The organism is Phenylobacterium sp., assembly GCF_031425575.1.
Classification (GTDB): Bacteria; Pseudomonadota; Alphaproteobacteria; order Caulobacterales; family Caulobacteraceae; genus Phenylobacterium.
Window position 1 is genome coordinate 1 of sequence record NZ_JANPJP010000127.1, and the last position, 16557, is coordinate 16557.

Below are 16557 nucleotides of genomic sequence, written 5' to 3' on the forward strand. Positions count from 1 at the left end.
TCCTTGTAGGTCTCGTCCGGGAAGGGCGCGTCATAGGCGGCGATCTCGGCCAGGGTCAGCTCCCGGCCGGTTCCCATGTTGACGATCATGCCGATGGGCATTTCCGGGACGGTCTGGCTGAACTCCAGCCAGGCCTTGAAGCCGTCGCTCATGCCCGAACCCGTCGGCAGGCCGGTATTGGCGATGACCAGGCCTGCGAACCGGTCGGGGAAAGCGGCCACCAGGCGCAGGCCGATCAGCCCGCCCCAGTCCTGGCAGAACAGCGTGACGTCCTTCAGATCCATCGCCCCGAACCACTGGCTCATCCAGTCCACGTGTCGGGCATAGGTGTAGTCGGTGCGCAGGGTCGGTTTGTCCGAACGCCCGAAACCGATCAGGTCCGGCGCGATCACCCGATGACCCTTGGCCGCCAGGGCGGCGATGATCTTGCGATACAGATAGGCCCAGGACGGCTCGCCGTGCATCAGCAGCACGACCGCCCCGTCACGCGGGCCCTCGTCCACATAGGCCAGGCGCAGGGCGGTCCCGTCGCCATCCGTCACCTGCGCGTAGTGGGGCGCGAAGGGCCAGTCGGCCAGGCCGGCGAATCGGTCGTCCGGAGTCCTCAAAATCTGCATGCCAGTCCCTCTCGCCACTTCTCTCTGGCCCTCGGCCAAAACTAGTGACAATATGAGTGCCAATACATTCCCGGGTCAAGCCGGGCGGGAGGACGAAGATGTCGAAGCGGTGGAGAGCAGCCCTGGTTCTGATCGCGCTGGTCGCGGTGGCCCTGGCCGGCGCCTGGCTGATGCGGGGCCAGATCGGCACGGCGGCCATGGAGAGGATCTACCTGGAGGTCATGGCCCGCGACCCCTACGCCGATCTGCCGGACGGCCTGCATGTGGGTCTCTGCGGCTCGGGTTCGCCCATGCCCGACCCCACCCGCGCCGGGCCCTGCACCGTGGTGCTGGCGGGCCAGAAACTATTCGTCGTGGACGCCGGGGCCGGGAGCACCAAGAACCTCTCCCTGATGAACCTGCCGCCGGCCCGCGTGAACGCGGTCTTCCTCACCCACTTCCACTCCGATCACATCGACGGCCTGGGCGAGCTGATGCTGCAGCGCTGGGCCAGCGGGCCCAACACCAGCCCGCTGCCGGTCTACGGTCCCACGGGGGTCGATCAGGTGGTGGCGGGCTTCCAGTCGGCCTACGTGCTTGACCGCGGCTACCGGGTCGCCCACCACGGCCCGGCCGTGACGCCCCCCAGCGGCTTCGGCGGCGCGGCGCGATCCTTCGAGGCGCGACCCAACCTGCCGGACGTCACCCTGATCAACGAGCCGGACCTGAAGGTCATCGCCTTCCCCGTGCACCACAACCCGGTGGAGCCGGCGGTGGGCTACCTCTTCATCTACAAGGGCCGGCGCGTGGTGATCAGCGGCGACACCGCGGCCTCGCCGCGCCTGGAGGCCGCCGCCAAGGGCGCCGACCTGCTGGTGCACGAGGGGCTCTCGCCGGAGCTGGTGGGCCTTCAGCGCAAGGCGGCCGTCACCAACCAGCGCGCCAACCTGGCGGCCATTTTCCACGACATCCTCAGCTACCACACCACCCCTGAGCAGGCCGCCGCCATCGCCCAGCGGGCGGGCGTGAAGTCCCTGCTCTTCACCCACGTCATCCCGCCCCTGCCGAGCCGCGCCCTGGAAGGCCCGTTCCTGGGCAAGTCGCGGCAGATCTTCAAAGGTCCCATCCGGGTCGGCCATGACGGCGACCTGATGAGCTTGCCCGCGGGCTCTACCGAGATAACCTATTCCAAGCGACTCCAGACCTTCCGCTGAGGAGATCGGCATGTCCGACCCCATCGCCCTGTCCGGCGCCCCCGGCTCGCCCTACACCCGCAAGATGCTGGCGGTCCTGCGCTACCGGCGGATCGCCTACCGGTTCCTGCCGCCCAGCGGTCCAGCCCTGGCGGGCCTGCCCCAGCCGAAGGTCGCCCTACTGCCCACCTTCTACCTGCCCGACGAGGCCGGAGAGCTGCAGGCGGTGACCGACTCCACCCCGATCATCCTGCGGTTGGAGCGCGAGCACGAAAGCCGCAGCCTGATCCCGGCCGACCCGGCCCTGGCCTTCCTGAACGAGCTGATCGAGGACTATGCCGACGAGTGGCTGACCAAGGCCATGTTCCACTACCGCTGGGCCTACGAGGCCGACATCGCCAAGGCCGCCGCCATCCTGCCCTGCTGGCGGGGATTCTGCGTGCCCGACCAGGAGTTGGCGGCCCGCGGGGCGATGTTCGCCGAGCGCCAGATCGGGCGGCTGCGCTACGTCGGCTCCAACGCCGTGACCGGCCCGGTGATCGAGGCGGCCTATGTCCGCTTCCTGAAGGCCTTCGATGCGCACCTGACCCGCCAGCCCTATCTCCTGGGTCATCGGCCCTCCGCCTGCGACTTCGCGGTGTTCGGCCAGCTGACCCAGCTCGCCGAGTTCGACCCGACGCCCATGGCCCTGACCCTGAAGACCGCGCCGCGCGTCACCGCCTGGGTCGGGATGATGGAGGACCAGTCGGGGGTCGAGCCCGCGCAGGACGGTTGGAACGACATCGCAGCCCTGCCGGAAACCCTCATCGCCCTGCTGACCGAGATCGGCAGGGTCTATCCGCCGGTCATGCTGGCCAATGCGCGGGCGGTGATGGCGGGCGCTGCAGAGGTCGAGGCGGTGGTGGACGGCCAGGCCTGGAGCCAGCAGCCCTTCCCCTACCAGGCCAAGTGCCTGCAGCGGCTGCGATCATCGCGGGCCGATCTGGAGGCCGGCGCCCGGGCGACGGTCGATTCCATCCTCGCGCCCACCGGATGCATGGCCCTGTTCGCCTGAAGACTGGCGCGAGACGGCGAGCGGGCCTAATCACCGGTTGTGGGCTGGGTGAGTGACATCGCGTGACGGAACGGGCTGAGGTGAATGTGGCGGAGCCGGCAGGCTCCTCCGACGGCCGACGGCGGCGCGGCGAGGACAATCGCGCCCGCATCGTGGCCGCCATGCTCGAGATCGTGCAGTCGGGGGAGATCGCCCCCAGCGCCGAACAGGTGGCGGTCCGGGCCGATGTCGGCCTGCGCACCGTCTTCCGGCACTTCAGCGACATGGACAGCCTCTATCGCGAGATGTCCGAGGCGATCGAGGCTGAGGTCCAGGCGGTGGCCGGCCAGCCCTTCCAGGCCGCCGACTGGCCGGGCCGGGTTGTGGAGCTGGTGGGCCGCCGCGGCGTGGCGTTCGAGAAGATCGGCCCGTTCCGCAGGGCGTCCGACGCCTTCCGCCACCGGTCGCGGTTCCTCGGAGATGACGCAAACCGGCTCTCCCGGCGGTTGCGGGAAATCCTGGAACGGGTCGTGGGCGACGCAGTCGACACCCAGACTCTCGAGGCCCTCGACCTGCTGCTGAGCTTCGAGGCCTGGTCGCGGCTGCGCGAGGAACAGGGCCTCTCAGTGGAGCAGACCCGCGCGGTGCTGGAATCCGCCGCCCGGCGCCTGATCGCCTAGCGCTCGACGGCGTGACACCGGTTTCTGGCGACCGCGGCGTTGCCGAGGCCTTGGCCAGACCCTAGCGTCGCGGCATGCACATGCTCTCGCGCGTCCTCGCCTTCGTCGTCCTGATCGCCCTCGCCACGCCGGCTGCGGCCGATGACCGAGCGCGATGGGAGAAGCAGGCCGCCGCCGTCAGCATCGTCCGCGACGACTGGGGCATCGCCCATGTCCACGGCAAGACCGACGCCGACGCCGTCTTCGGCATGGTCTACGCCCAGGCCGAGGACGACTTCAACCGGGTGGAGACCAACTACATCAACGCCATGGGCCGCCTGGCCGAGGCCGAGGGCGAGAAGGCCATCTGGCAGGACCTGCGGATGAAGCTGTTCATCGATCCCGCCGAGCTCCAGACCCAGTACGCCCAAAGCCCGGCCTGGCTGCGGACCCTGATGGCCGCCTGGGCCGATGGTCTGAACTACTACCTGGCCACCCACCCGACCGTGACGCCCCGGGTGATCAAGCGCTTCGAACCCTGGATGGCGCTCTCCTTCACCGAGGGCAGCATCGGCGGCGATATCGAGAGCATTTCCCTGTCCCAGCTCGAGGCCTTCTACGGCGGCCGCCAGACCTCGATGGGTGAGGAACAGGTCGCCCTGGCCCGGTTCAAGGAGCCCTCGGGCTCCAACGGCTTCGCCATCGCACCTGGCATCACCACGGCGGGTCACGCCCTCTTGTTGATCAACACGCACACCAGCTTCTTCTTCCGCTCCGAGCAGCAGGTGACCAGCGACGAGGGGTTGAACGTCTACGGCGCGGCGACCTGGGGGCAGTTCTTCATCTACCAGGGCTTCAACGCCAAGGCCGGCTGGATGCACACCTCCAGCGGCGTCGACGTGATCGACGAATTCGCCGAGACTCTCAGCGCCGACAAGCTGACCTATCGCTATGGCGCCGAGAGCCGCCCGGTCACCACCAAGCTCATCACCGTGCCCTACCGCGCCGCCGACGGCGCAATGAAGGCCAGAACCTTCAGGACCTACCGCACCCATCACGGTCCCATCGTCCGCGAGGCCGAGGGCAAGGCGATCAGCGTGGCCCTGATGCACCGGCCGATCGCGGCGCTGAGCCAGTCGTTCCTGCGCACCAAGGCTGTCGACTTCGCCAGCTACATGAAGGTCATGGCCCTGCAGGCCAACTCCTCCAACAACACCCTGTTCGCCGACGCCAACGGCGCGGTCGCCTATCTGCACCCGCAGTTCATTCCCCGGCGCGACGACCGGTTCGACTATCGCGCGCCGGTGGATGGCTCCGACCCGGCGACGGACTGGAACGGCCTGCACGCGCTCGACGACGCCCCGCGCGTCCTGAGCCCGCCCAACGGCTGGATCACCAACACCAACAACTGGCCCTACTCAGCGGCCGGCGCCCACAGTCCCAGGCAGGCCGACTTCCCGCGCTACATGGACTCCGCCGGGGAGAACCCGCGCGGGATCCACGCCATCGCGGTGCTGAAGGACCGCAAGGACTTCACCCTGCAGGCGCTCCTCGCGGCGGCCTACGACCCGCATCTCACCGCCTTCGACCAGCTGATCCCGCCGCTGCTGGCGGCCTATGACACGACCCCGGCCGCCAGTCCGCTGAAGGCCAGGCTCGCCGACCAGATCGCCCTGTTGCGGAGCTGGGACCGCCGGTCGTCGGCGACCTCGGAAGCCACCTCGCTCGCGGTGTTCTGGGCCGAGCAGCTGTGGGGCGAGGTGGCGGTCGCCGCCCGGGCCGCGCGCCGGCCGGTCTATGACGACATGGTCAGCCAGACCACCTCCGAGCAGAAGCTGACGGCCCTGGCGACCGCCTCGGATCGGCTGGCGGCCGACTTCGGGACCTGGCGCACGCCCTGGGGCGAGATCAACCGGTTCCAGCGACTGACCGGGGACCTGGTCCAGCCCTTCAGCGACGCGGCGCCCAGCCTCCCCGTGCCCTTCGCCTCGGCCCAGTGGGGGTCACTGGCGTCCTTCGGCGCGGGGCGCAAGCCAGGGACCAAGAGGTACTACGGGACCAGCGGCAACAGCTTCGTGGCCGTCGTCGAGTTCGGCGACAAGGTGCGCGCCCGGGCGATTTCGGCCGGCGGGGAGAGCGGCGATCCGGCCTCCAAGCACTTCAACGACCAGGCGGGCCGCTACGCCGCAGGCGACCTGCGGGAGGTCTATTTCTATCCCGAGCAGCTGAGCGGCCACACGGAGCGGACCTATCGGCCGGGGCGTTGAGATTTGGGCGCCGCCTGAAGTGGTTCTGAAGGTTGCAGGATCATTGACACCGGTGTCATAAACGTTTGTCGAGAGGTCGTCATGCCCCACTCCCTGCCTGTCCAGCTCCGCGCCACAGTGCGTTTCCTGGGGCGTATCCTGGGCGACGTGATCCGCTCGGAGGATGGGCAGGCGGTTTATGACGAGATCGAGCAGATCCGCCAGGCGTCCGTAGCCCTGCACAGGAATGGCCCGGGACTGGGCGACAAGGCCGTGGAAAGCCGGCTGAGCGCCCTGTCGCTGCCCGATGCGGTGCGTTTCGCCCACTCTTTCGCCTGCTTCCTGCAGATCACCAATATCGCCGAGGACCAGATCCAGCGCCGCCGCGGCCGCGAGGCCGAGGGCCGCGCCGACACCCTGGCCGGGGCGATGCGCAGCCTGGCCGAGGCCGGGGTCGACGCGGGTCAGGTGGCCGCCCTGCTGGCCGACGCGGTGATCGCCCCGGTGATCACCGCCCACCCCAGCGAGGTGCGCCGCAAGAGCCTGCTGGACCGCGCCGGTGCCATCATGCAGGCGCTGGAGGCCCACGACACCCCCGACCTGCAGGCTCGCGCGGCCCATGAGCGCGAGCTGGTCCGGCAGATCGCCATCATCTGGCGCACCCGGCTGCTGCGCGGCGTGAAGCTGGGGGTCGCCGACGAGATCGAGAACGCGGTCTCCTATTTCGAGCGCAGCTTCCTGACCGAACTGCCCAGGCTCTACGCCCACTGGCGCGACCTGACGCCCGGCGCGGACCTGCCCAGCTTCCTGCGGGTCGGATCCTGGGTGGGGGGCGACCGCGATGGCAATCCCTTCGTCACCGCCGAGATCATGCGGCACGCCTTCGCGCGTCAGGCCCGCGCGGCCCTCGACAGCCACCTGGCGCGGATCAACGCCCTAGGCGCCGAGCTCTCCATCTCCGCGAGCCTGGCCAGGATCACGCCGGAGCTTCAGGCCCTGGCCGACCGCTCGCCCGACACCTCCCTGAGCCGCGCCGAGGAGCCCTACCGCCGAGCGCTCACCGGCATCTATGCTCGGCTGGCGGCGGCCTATCCCGCCCTGACCGGCGGCTCGCCGCACCCCTCCCCCTTCCGCACCCCGCCCTACACCAGCCCCGAAGAGTTGAAGGCCGACCTGCAGGTGCTGCAGGACAGCCTGATCGCCCAGCATGGAGAGGTGTTCGCCGAGGGCGCCCTGCCCGACCTGATCCGCGCCGTCGATTGTTTCGGCTTCCACCTGGCGACCCTGGACATGCGCCAGAACTCCGCCGTCCACGCCCGGGTGACCGCCGAACTGCTGAAGGTGGCCGGGGTCTGCCCCGACTACGAGGCGCTTTCCGAGGACGCGCGCTGCGACCTGCTGGTCAGGGAGCTGTCCCACGGGCGGCTGCTGCACTCGCCCTATGCCGCCTACAGCGAGGAGACGGGCAAGGAGCACGCGGTCCTGCAGGCCGCCGCCGAGGCGGTGCGCCTCTACGGCCCCGAGGCCATCAAGGCCTATATCGTCTCCAACACCACCTCGGTCTCCGACCTGCTGGAGGTCTACCTGCTGCTCAAGGAGGTGGGGCTCTTGAAGCCTGACGACCCGGCGGGCGCCCGGATCTTCGCCGAGCCGCTGTTCGAGACCATCGCCGACCTGCGCGACGCGCCGGCCACCATGACCCGCTATCTGGCCCTGCCCCTGGTCCGGCGGCTGCTGTCGGCCACCGGCCGGCAGGAGGTGATGATCGGCTATTCCGACAGCAACAAGGATGGCAGCTACCTCACCTCCACCTGGACCCTGCACCAGACCTCGACCGCCCTGGTGGAGGCGACGAAGGCCGCGGGCCTGTCCCTGCAGCTGTTCCACGGACGCGGCGGCACGGTGGGCCGGGGCGGCGGGTCCAGCTTCGACGCCCTGCTGGCCCAGCCGGCCGGCACCGTGAACGGACATATCCGCATCACCGAGCAGGGCGAGGTGGTGGCCAACAAGTACGCCGACCCGCAACTGGCCCGGCAAAGCCTGGAGACCCTGACCGCCGGGGTGGTGCTGGCCTCCCTGCGCAGGCGCGACGTGAGCGCGCGCGCGGCCCACGCCCAGATCATGGACCGGCTCTCCGACGCCAGCTTCCGCGCCTATCGGGCCCTGGTCTACGAGACCAAAGGGTTCGCCGACTACTTCTTCGCCGCCACCCCGATCGCCGAGATCGCCGACCTGAACATCGGCAGCCGGCCGACCTCGCGCCAGGCCACCCGGACCGTCGAGGGCCTGCGCGCCATTCCCTGGGTGTTCTCCTGGTCGCAGGCCCGCGTCATGCTGCCCGGCTGGTACGGCTTTGGCTCAGCCGTGGAGGCCGCGGGCCTGGCGCCCGAGCAACTCCAGGACCTGCACCAGACCTGGCCGTTCTTCTCCACCACGCTCGCCAACATGGAGATGGTGCTGGCCAAGGCCGACATCGCCATCGCCGAGCGCTATGCCGGACTGGTGGAGGACCGCGCCCTGGCAGACACCATCTTCGGCCAGATCCGGGCGGAGATGGAGCGCACCACCACGGCCCTGCTGTCCATCACCGGCCAGTCGTCCCTGCTCGAGAACAACCCGGACCTGGCGGCCATCATCCGTTCGCGCCTGCCCTATATCGACCCGCTCAACCACCTGCAGATCGAACTGATCCGCCGGCGGCGCTCAGGCGACGACACGCCGGAGGTGCGGGAAGGCATACACCTGGCGATCAATGGCGTGGCGGCGGGGTTGCGGAACTCGGGCTAGAGCGTTTTTTCCGATAGGTGTGAAACGGTTCTCGGATCGAAAATGCTCTAACTCTTCAGCGTCAGAGACAGACGGCGTCGATCTCGTCGGATCGCCCGAGGACGCGGCGCAGGCCTTCGATCTGCCGGGGGTTGGCCGACCAGGCGAGGTCGCCGGATGTCCTGTCCCGCTCCGACACGGCGTCGTCCAGGATCCAGGAACGGATGCCCCAGTCACGCTCCAGCGCCTGGGCGAGCTCCACCGCGCCGCGCCGGCCGGTGGGGGGATTGGCGATGACCGCCAAGGTAGGCTGGCCATTGGTGGCGACCGCGATGGCCATTCGAGCACTGTCGACCGGTCCGACAGCATTCACGCCATTTTGAAACAGACTGTCGAGAAGATGATCCGCAATCTTCGCGTCACTGCAAACAACCAACACGGTTTCCGAGGTCATGTCATGCATCATGGTCCCAACGATCTCTCCTGAAAGCGCCAGGAATATACCGGCCGAGGGGAACAATGGGCGCCCTCTACAGCTTGACAATCGCGTGATGCTCGAAGGACGCGACGCCTCTTACATCTAGAACGGGAAGAACACCGGGATAGCCGCAGCCCCGACCGCCCAGGTCAGCAGGTTGAGCGGCACGCCGATCTTGACGAAGTCCATGTAGGAATATCGGCCCAGCTGGAAGACCAGGACATTGGTCTGGTAGCCGAAGGGGGTCGCGAAGGCCGCGCTGGCCGCCATCATGATCCCTACGAGAAAGGGCCTCGGGCTGACCCCGAGACTTTCGGCCAGGGCAACGGCCACCGGGGTCAGCAGCACGGCGACGGCGGCGTTTGAGAGGATTTCGGTGAGCAACAGGGTCGCGCCGTAGAGAAGCACCAGCGCCAGGCCCGGACCCAGAACCTCGACCCATCCCACCAGAGCATCGGTGGCCAGGGAGGCAAGGCCAGTCACCTCCAGGGACAGACCCACCACCACCATGCCGGCGATCAGCAACAGGATTTCTGGCCGCAGCCCCTTGTAGGCGTCGTCGATGCTGATCACCCGCATCAGGACGAGAAGCACAGCGCCCGAGAAGGCCGAAGCCGCGATGGGCGCGACCCCGAAAGCCGCCACCACCACCACGGCCACGAAGACAACGAGGGAGGCGATGGCCTCGAAGGGCCGGAAGACCGGGGCGGTCGGCACGAGGTCCGGGTCGTCCCCCGCGGCCTGCGCCGCCTTGGCGGGAAGCGCCTCGGACGCCTCGGAACTGCTGGCGCCGCTGAGCAGGCGGCCGCCGAACAGGAACAGATAGACCCCGCCCACCAGAGCCACCACCAGGGCCACGGGGGTCACCTCGAACATGCCGAATCCCGGCTGGCCCGCGTTTCGCGCCATGTCGTTGACCAACAGGTTCGTCGAGGTGCCGATCAGGGTGCAGGCGCCGCCGAGGATGGTGACGTAGGACAACGGAATGAGGAATCGCTTGGGCGACAGGTCGAGCGATCGGGCCACATCGCGCACCACCGGCGCCGACAGCACCACGATGGGGGTGTTGTTGAGGAAGGCCGAGGCGGCGCCGCAGACCGCGATGACCAGCCAGATGCCGAGCGCCCCGAGTCGGGCGCACAGGCGGGTGGCATAGCGGATGGCCAGGCCGAGCAGACCTGACAGTTCCATGGCGTAGGCGATGACGAAGAGGCTGGCCAAGGCGATGATCGCCGGGCTCGCGAAGGCGCCCTGCACCTCGACCGGACGGATCGTCCGCGTACCGAGCAAGACGGCGGCTCCGGCCAGGGCTACTACGTCAGAGCGGAGCTTACCCCAGATCAGGGCGACGACCACTGAGACCAGGACGGCGAGCGCGACCAGTTGATGTGGGGTCATCGCGCCGCGGAAGCAGGCCGTAACAGTGAAGCTTGCCCCTCGTTCCTGAGCCCCGCGCCCAGAAATCTCTGAGGAACTGTCAAAATGCCGCCGCCATCTGCTAAGGTTCGTCGATGTCGGATGATAGACCGGCGACGCCTCGTCGCAAACTCTCACTGATCGCGCCGCTCAGCATCGCCGCCGTCGGCGGCGCGATTCTTCTGTTCGCCGTCTTGAGCCGGCCCGACACGCCTGAGCCCGCCGCGCCGGCGCCAGCGCCGCCACCGCCGGCCCCCATCGCCGCCGCCGCGCCGCCCCCCGCCCTGACCCGGGCCGACCTGGTGGACGCCGCCGAACGCGCCACGACCGCCTTCGCCACGGGGACCAAGGCCGGCGGCGATCGCTCGCCGCTGATCGGACGGAGCTTCCGCCTGGACATCGCCTTCGGCTGCGATGGTCCCAGGACCGGTGCGGACGGCGGCCAGGCCTTCGCCGAATATGATATCGACAAGGGCGTGCTGCGCCTGGTGGCGCGGCCCGTGAACCTGACGGCTCTGCCGCTGGTGAAGGACCTCGACGAGACCGCCGAGATCGAGGCCGTCGAGGGATTCTGGATCCCGCGCCCGTGGGCCGCGACGGAAACCTGCCCGCCGAAGCGCGCCGTTGAGATTCAGGCCACGCCAACGCCGCCGGCCGCCCAGACCCTGGCGCTGGCCCAGGTATTCGAGACATCGGGCTCGCGGGTGTCGCGGCGAGGCGGCCGGCCCTACGAGTTCGTCCGCAAGGTGGACAAGGCCGACACCTCGGTGCTGTCGCACACCTATCGCCTACGCCTCGAAGGCCGCCTGGTGGGCTTCAAGGACGGCCAGCCCCACCATTGCTGGAGCGAGTCGCCCGACCATCGGCCGATCTGCCTCTATGCGGTGGCCTATGACCGGGTCGCCTTCCTCGATGGCGACACTGGCGAGACCCTGAGCGAGTGGCGCGACTAGGCGCGGCAGGAGGAGGGGCGCCCATGGCGACGCCGGTCGGCGCCGAAGAGGTCAACGACGTTGATCCCCCTCCGGCTCGCCGCTGCGCGAAGACCCACCTCCCCCACATCGCCGCGAAGCGCCTGGGGGAGGATCTAAGCCGCGTGCCTCTCCCGCGAGTCCTTACTTGTAGACGAAGGCCTTGTCGTTGAGGTCGATGAGGGGGAAGGCTTCCTTCTCGGCCAGGTAGTCCTGGCTGTGGCGCCATTCGGGCTTGTCGCCGCTCTTGGGCAGCAGGTGCATGCCGCGCATCAGGTAGCCGGGGTTGAAGTTTTCCGGGTCGATCCAGGGCAGCAGCGTCATGTCCTTGTCCTGGTCGCGCAGGGCGACCTCGACCTTCTTGGCGCCCGTTTCTTCCATGTGCTTGAGCAGGCGCAGGACGAACTCGGCGACCATGTCGGCGCGCAGGGTCCAGGAGGCGCGGAAATAGCCGAACACCCAGACCATGTTGGGAACACCGGTGAACATCATGCCGCGGTAGGTGACGGTGTCGCCGAAGTCCAAGGTCTTGCCGTCGATGCTGAACTCGATGTCGCCCAGGACCGCCAGGTCGAAGCCGGTGGCGGTGACGATGATGTCGGCCTCCAGGGTTTCGCCGGACTTCAACGCGATGCCCTTTTCGGTGAAGCGGTCGATCTCGTCGGTGACCACCGAGGCCTTGCCTGAGCGGATGCCCATGAACAGGTCGCCGCCGGGGATGAAGGCGATGCGTTGGCGCCATGGGCGATAGCGCGGGGTGAAGTGCTTCTGCACGTCGAAATCCTCGCCGAGGAAGGCGCGGACGCCCGCCAGCAGCTCGGCGGTGACGGCCTCCGGCTCGTCCTGGGCGCGCTTGGCGAAGGCCGCGCCATCATGGACGATCTTGCGACGGACGATCTCGTGGATCCAGGTCTCGTCGATCTTCAGCTCGCGCAGGGTGTCGGCCAGCTCATTGGCGTTGCGGCCGGGGATGAAATAGGTCGGCGAGCGCTGCAGCAGGGTCACGTGGGCGCAGTCCCCGGCGATGGCCGGGACCAGGGTCGCGGCGGTCGCGCCCGAGCCGATGACCACGACCTTCTTGCCCTTGTAGTCGAGGGTCTCGGGCCAGGTCTGGGGGTGGATGATCTGGCCCTTGAAGTCGGCCATGCCCGGCCATTCCGGGGTGTAGCCCTGGGAGTGGCGGAAATAGCCCTGGCACATCCACAGGAAGTTGGTGGTGAAGCGCAGGGGCTCGCCGGTGTCGGTGAGCTCGGCCTCCAGGGTCCAGAGGTTGTCCTGGCTGGACCAGGAGGCCTGGGTGATCTTGTGCTTGTAGCGGATGTGGCGGGCCAGATCGTTGTCGTCGATCACCTCGCCCATGTAGCGCAGGATCTCGTCGGCGGTGGCGATGGGGGCGCCCACCCAGGGCTTGAACTTGTAGCCGAAGGTGTAGAGGTCGCTGTCGGAGCGGATGCCCGGATACTTGTGGGTCGCCCAGGTGCCGCCGAAGGTGTCCTGCACGTCAAGCACCACGAAGCTGGCCCCCGGCCGCTCCTTGGCCAGATGATAGGCGCCGCCGACGCCGGCGATCCCCGCGCCCACGATCAGGACATCGAAATGCTCAGTCTTCTGGGCGGTGCGGGTCAGGGTGGCGGCTTGGGACATGAATCTGATCTCTGGGCGCCGGAGCGCGGTTTCCTCATCGCCAAGGTTCAGGTCCGCAGGCGGGCCGGCCTTGATCTTGGTCAAGATAACTTATCAACGATCACAAATGAAAGCCCGATAGGGTGGGCGGATTCACTTCATCGATGCGCTCTATGATGTGGATAGATTAATTCGATTAGGTCTATGTCGGAAAGCGCTCATAGTGGCGATTGAGCAAGGCTGGGCCTCGACGCCCGGACACCCTTCGACTCATAGGGAGATGACCAGATGACGCTCGCCACCAGCAAGACCCTGCAGAACCTGAAGGACGCCTTCGCCGGCGAGAGCCAGGCCAACCGCCGCTATCTCTACTTCGCCCAGAAGGCCGACATCGAAGGCTATAACGACGTGGCCGCGGTGTTCCGCTCCACCGCCGAGGGCGAGACCGGCCACGCCCACGGCCACCTCGAGTTCATGGAAGGCGTGGGCGACCCCGCCACCGGCCTGCCCATCGGCGGCACCGAGCTGAACCTCAAGGCCTCCATCGCCGGCGAAACCCACGAATATACCGACATGTATCCCGGCATGGCGCGCACCGCCCGCGACGAGGGCTTCGACGAGATCGCCGACTGGTTCGAGACCCTGGCCAAGGCTGAGAAGTCCCACGCCGGCCGCTTCCAGCGGGCCCTTGAGACGCTGGGTTAGGCGAACTGCTCGCCGCCTTTCCTCCCCTGCGCAGCGGGGGAGGGGGACCGCGCGTAGCGTGGTGGAGGGGGCGAGACCGGGCGCCGAGCTTGAGGCCGCCCCCTCCACCGCCTATCGGCGGTCCCCCTCCCCCGTAAACGGGGGAGGAAAAGGGCGGCGTATCTGAACGCGTGAGCTGGAGGTCCCAGGTGGACGAGAGCCCGAAAACCACCGCGCGGGAGGGCAGCCTCGACGCGCCGTTCCGCCATCCCATCGCCTGGCGCGACGAGGCCTATTACGACCTGGCCGCCGTCGAGAAGGAGATGGAGCGGCAGTTCGACGTCTGTCACACCTGCCGGCGCTGCTTCAATCTGTGCGACAGCTTCCCGCGCCTGTTCGACATGATCGACGAAGCGCCCACCGGCGAGCTCGATAGCGTCCCCAAGGCGGAGTACGCCAAGGTCGATGAGGCCTGCACGCTCTGCGACATGTGCTTCCTGACCAAGTGCCCCTATGTGCCGCCGCACGAGTTCGACATCGATATCCCGCACCTGATCCTGCGCTACCGGGCGGCCAAGCGCCGCGCGGGGCAGAAGGACTTCATCCGCGACCAGCTGGGCCAGACCGACCGCAACGGCAAGCTCGCCAAGCCGCTGGCGGGCCTCGCCAACTGGGCCACGGCGCGAAAGAACACGCCGCTGAGGGGGCTGCTGGACGCCATCGCGCAGATCGACGCCGAGGCCGAGCTGCCGAAGTACCACGCCAAGACCGCCACCGACCGGCTCAAGGCCCCCGTGCCCGCCAACCCCCAGGGCCCGGCCTTTGGCCTGCGCAAGGCGGTGATCTACGCCACCTGCTTCGTGGACTACAACCAGCCCGACACCGCGGTGGCCGCGGCCCGCGTGCTGGCGCTGCAGGGGGTGGAAACGCAGGCGATCTATCCCGAATGCTGCGGCATGCCGCAGCTGGAGGCCGGCGACGTGTCCGACGTGGCCGAACGCGCCCAGCGGATCGCCCAGGCCTTCGCCCCCTGGATCGCAGAGGGCTACGACGTCGTGGCCCTGACCGCCTCCTGCGGCCTGATGATGAAGTTCGAATGGCCGTTGATGCATCCCGGCGACCACGCGGTGGGGCGGCTGGCGGCGGCCACGCGGGACATCAGCGAATACCTCCTCGACATCGCCCGCACCGAGGGGCTGGCGCCGGGGCTCTCGACCGTCGAAGGCGGGATCACCGTGCACCACGCCTGCCACGCTCGGGCGCAGAACATGGGCCAGAAGTCGGCCGACCTGCTGCGCCTGATCCCCGGCGCCAAGGTCGACGTGGTGGAGCGCTGCTCGGGCCACGGCGGCACCTTCGGGATCATGAAGGCGACGCGGCCCGCGGCCCTGAAGGTGGGCAAGCCCACCACCCGCCAGGTGGCGCAGAAGGCCAACGCCGAGTTCTGTTCCGACTGCCCGCTGGCCTGCAAGCACATCGGCCAGATGCTGGTCGCCGAGACCGGCGACGCCGCCCAGCCGCGCCAGTCACACCCCATCGAAATCTTCGCCCGCGCTTACGGGCTTTAGGAAACCGCCATGCCGCTGAGTGAGCGCCGGATCGTCAAGGCCGACCTGCTTCCCGACGCCGAGTTCGCCAAGGTGCGGGGGGAGCGGCGTAAGGCGCTGCTGCCCACCAAGCGCCTGCGCCGCATCGATCTGGGGCCCATCTGCTCGTTCTATTTCGAGAGCTTCGAGACCATGCTGTTCCAGGTCCAGGAGATGCTGCTGATCGAGAAGGGCGGCGACGCCCAGCTGGCCGACGAGCTGGCGGCCTATAACCCGCTGATCCCGCAGGGCTCGGAACTGGTGGCCACGGTGATGTTCGAGATCGAGGACGAGGTGCGCCGCGCCGCGACCTTGGCGAGGCTGGGCGGGGTGGAGGATCACTTCTTTGTCCAGATTGGCGAGGACCGCATGGGCGGCGTCCCCGAGGGCGATGTCGAGCGCACGCGGGAGGACGGCAAGACCTCCTCGGTGCACTTCCTGCGGTTCCCCCTGAAGCCGGAACACCTGGCCCAATTCCGCGACCCGGCAGTGAGCGTGGCCATCGGGTGCGGTCACGAGAGCTATGGCCACCTGGCCTTGCTGAGCCCCGCGACGCGCGCGGAGCTGGCCCGCGACTTTAGCTGAAGATCAACATGGCCAGGACCCAGCCCAGCACCACGGCGGTCTCGGCGACGATCAGCAGGATGGGCTTCCAGCCGACATAGGTCAGCTCCTTGAGGGAGGTCTTGGCGCCCAGGGCGGCGATGGCGGTGACCAGGCACCAGCGTGACGCCTCGCCGGTCTGGTCCATGAGGCCGGCGGGGGCGACGCCCGAGGAATTGACCGCCACCAGGCCCACGAAGCCCAGCAGGAACATCGGGACTAGCGGCGGGCGCTTGCCCGAGGGGCCTGCGGCCATCTTGGAGCGGAACATCAGGGCCACCACCACGATGACCGGCAGCAGCAGGGCGACGCGGAACAGCTTGACGATGGTGGCGGTGTCGCCGGCCTCCTTGGAGACGCCGTAGCCGGCGCCCACCACCTGGGCCACGTCGTGGATGGTCGCCCCCAGGAAGACCCCAGACTGCGTGTGGGTCAGGCCGACGGCCGCGGCGATCATCGGATAGAGCACCATGGCCACCGTGGAGAGCGTGGTGACCCCCACCACGGTCAGGGTGGTGTCCCGCTCCCGGGTCGGCGAGGGCGGCAGGACCGAGGACAGGGCCAGAGCCGCCGAGGCGCCGCAGATGGCGACCGCCCCGCCGGTGAGGATGCCGAAGTCTGGCTTGAGCTTGAAGACCCGCGAGAGACCCCAGCCGGCCAGGATGGTGAGCACCACCCCGCCCGCGGCGATCACCAGCACCTC

The 16557-nt window shown here is 68.5% G+C and carries 14 protein-coding genes; 9 read left to right on the plus strand and 5 right to left on the minus strand.

Translation table 11 applies throughout. From position 1 onward, the window contains the following. Positions 1-617: haloalkane dehalogenase (locus RMO97_RS07265; protein ID WP_310539954.1), on the minus strand; the 617-nt coding region annotated here is incomplete at its 3' end. 98 nt (positions 618-715) lie between these two features. On the opposite strand from RMO97_RS07265, the gene RMO97_RS07270 reads away from it, so the two are divergent. From RMO97_RS07270 to ppc, 5 genes are all read left to right on the plus strand, one after another. Then, complete coding sequence (locus tag RMO97_RS07270) at positions 716-1810, plus strand: ribonuclease Z (protein WP_310539955.1); 1095 nt, start codon at positions 716-718, stop codon at positions 1808-1810. Between the two features lie 10 nt (positions 1811-1820). Next, positions 1821-2843 (plus strand): glutathione S-transferase family protein, encoded by a 1023-nt coding sequence (locus tag RMO97_RS07275; RefSeq protein WP_310539956.1) that lies wholly within the window; start codon positions 1821-1823, stop codon positions 2841-2843. Positions 2844-2929: 86 nt separating this feature from the next. Further along, positions 2930-3502: a TetR/AcrR family transcriptional regulator gene (locus RMO97_RS07280; protein WP_310539957.1), complete on the plus strand. Its 573-nt coding sequence runs from the start codon at positions 2930-2932 to the stop codon at positions 3500-3502. Positions 3503-3576: 74 nt separating this feature from the next. Continuing rightward, a complete protein-coding gene (locus RMO97_RS07285; RefSeq protein ID WP_310539958.1) occupies positions 3577-5748 on the plus strand; it encodes a penicillin acylase family protein in 2172 nt (723 codons plus the stop codon). Between the two features lie 81 nt (positions 5749-5829). Beyond that, positions 5830-8514, plus strand: coding sequence for a phosphoenolpyruvate carboxylase (gene ppc, locus RMO97_RS07290; RefSeq protein WP_310539960.1), 2685 nt, complete (start codon positions 5830-5832; stop codon positions 8512-8514). Between the two features lie 61 nt (positions 8515-8575). Here the strand turns inward: ppc and RMO97_RS07295 are convergent, their stop codons facing one another. Then, positions 8576-8959 carry a hypothetical protein gene (locus tag RMO97_RS07295; protein ID WP_310539961.1) on the minus strand — a complete coding sequence of 128 codons (384 nt, stop codon included), beginning with the start codon at positions 8957-8959 and terminating at the stop codon, positions 8576-8578. Between the two features lie 114 nt (positions 8960-9073). Continuing rightward, the gene (locus tag RMO97_RS07300) at positions 9074-10369 is read right to left on the minus strand and encodes an SLC13 family permease (protein ID WP_310539963.1); all 1296 of its coding nucleotides are present in this window, start codon (positions 10367-10369) and stop codon (positions 9074-9076) included. 113 nt (positions 10370-10482) lie between these two features. On the opposite strand from RMO97_RS07300, the gene RMO97_RS07305 reads away from it, so the two are divergent. After that, positions 10483-11340, plus strand: a complete 858-nt coding sequence (locus RMO97_RS07305; RefSeq protein ID WP_310539964.1) for a hypothetical protein — start codon at positions 10483-10485, stop codon at positions 11338-11340. Positions 11341-11502: 162 nt separating this feature from the next. Here RMO97_RS07305 and RMO97_RS07310 read toward each other — a convergent pair whose 3' ends face one another. Continuing rightward, positions 11503-13002 carry an NAD(P)/FAD-dependent oxidoreductase gene (locus tag RMO97_RS07310; protein WP_310539966.1) on the minus strand — a complete coding sequence of 500 codons (1500 nt, stop codon included), beginning with the start codon at positions 13000-13002 and terminating at the stop codon, positions 11503-11505. Positions 13003-13269: 267 nt separating this feature from the next. Between RMO97_RS07310 and RMO97_RS07315 the strand changes: the two genes are divergently transcribed. From RMO97_RS07315 to RMO97_RS07325, 3 genes are all read left to right on the plus strand, one after another. After that, positions 13270-13686, plus strand: coding sequence for a rubrerythrin family protein (locus tag RMO97_RS07315; protein ID WP_304698448.1), 417 nt, complete (start codon positions 13270-13272; stop codon positions 13684-13686). 170 nt (positions 13687-13856) lie between these two features. Continuing rightward, positions 13857-15233: a heterodisulfide reductase-related iron-sulfur binding cluster gene (locus RMO97_RS07320; protein ID WP_310539968.1), complete on the plus strand. Its 1377-nt coding sequence runs from the start codon at positions 13857-13859 to the stop codon at positions 15231-15233. Between the two features lie 9 nt (positions 15234-15242). Then, positions 15243-15836 (plus strand): DUF3501 family protein, encoded by a 594-nt coding sequence (locus RMO97_RS07325; protein ID WP_310539969.1) that lies wholly within the window; start codon positions 15243-15245, stop codon positions 15834-15836. Here the strand turns inward: RMO97_RS07325 and RMO97_RS07330 are convergent. Further along, a partial coding sequence (locus RMO97_RS07330; protein ID WP_310539970.1) for a putative sulfate exporter family transporter occupies positions 15829-16557 on the minus strand: 729 nt, incomplete at its 5' end. The two genes, RMO97_RS07325 and RMO97_RS07330, sit on opposite strands and share 8 nt — an antisense overlap.

Bases quoted from the DNA above. Each gene is read 5' to 3' on its own strand.
- RMO97_RS07270 (WP_310539955.1), top strand. From the start codon at position 716: ATGTCGAAGCGGTGGAGAGCAGCCCTGGTTCTGATCGCGCTGGTCGCG.
- RMO97_RS07275 (WP_310539956.1), top strand. From the start codon at position 1,821: ATGTCCGACCCCATCGCCCTGTCCGGCGCCCCCGGCTCGCCCTACACC.
- RMO97_RS07285 (WP_310539958.1), top strand. From the start codon at position 3,577: ATGCACATGCTCTCGCGCGTCCTCGCCTTCGTCGTCCTGATCGCCCTC.
- ppc (WP_310539960.1), top strand. From the start codon at position 5,830: ATGCCCCACTCCCTGCCTGTCCAGCTCCGCGCCACAGTGCGTTTCCTG.
- RMO97_RS07295 (WP_310539961.1), bottom strand. From the start codon at position 8,959: ATGATGCATGACATGACCTCGGAAACCGTGTTGGTTGTTTGCAGTGAC.
- RMO97_RS07300 (WP_310539963.1), bottom strand. From the start codon at position 10,369: ATGACCCCACATCAACTGGTCGCGCTCGCCGTCCTGGTCTCAGTGGTC.
- RMO97_RS07305 (WP_310539964.1), top strand. From the start codon at position 10,483: ATGTCGGATGATAGACCGGCGACGCCTCGTCGCAAACTCTCACTGATC.
- RMO97_RS07310 (WP_310539966.1), bottom strand. From the start codon at position 13,002: ATGTCCCAAGCCGCCACCCTGACCCGCACCGCCCAGAAGACTGAGCAT.
- RMO97_RS07315 (WP_304698448.1), top strand. From the start codon at position 13,270: ATGACGCTCGCCACCAGCAAGACCCTGCAGAACCTGAAGGACGCCTTC.
- RMO97_RS07325 (WP_310539969.1), top strand. From the start codon at position 15,243: ATGCCGCTGAGTGAGCGCCGGATCGTCAAGGCCGACCTGCTTCCCGAC.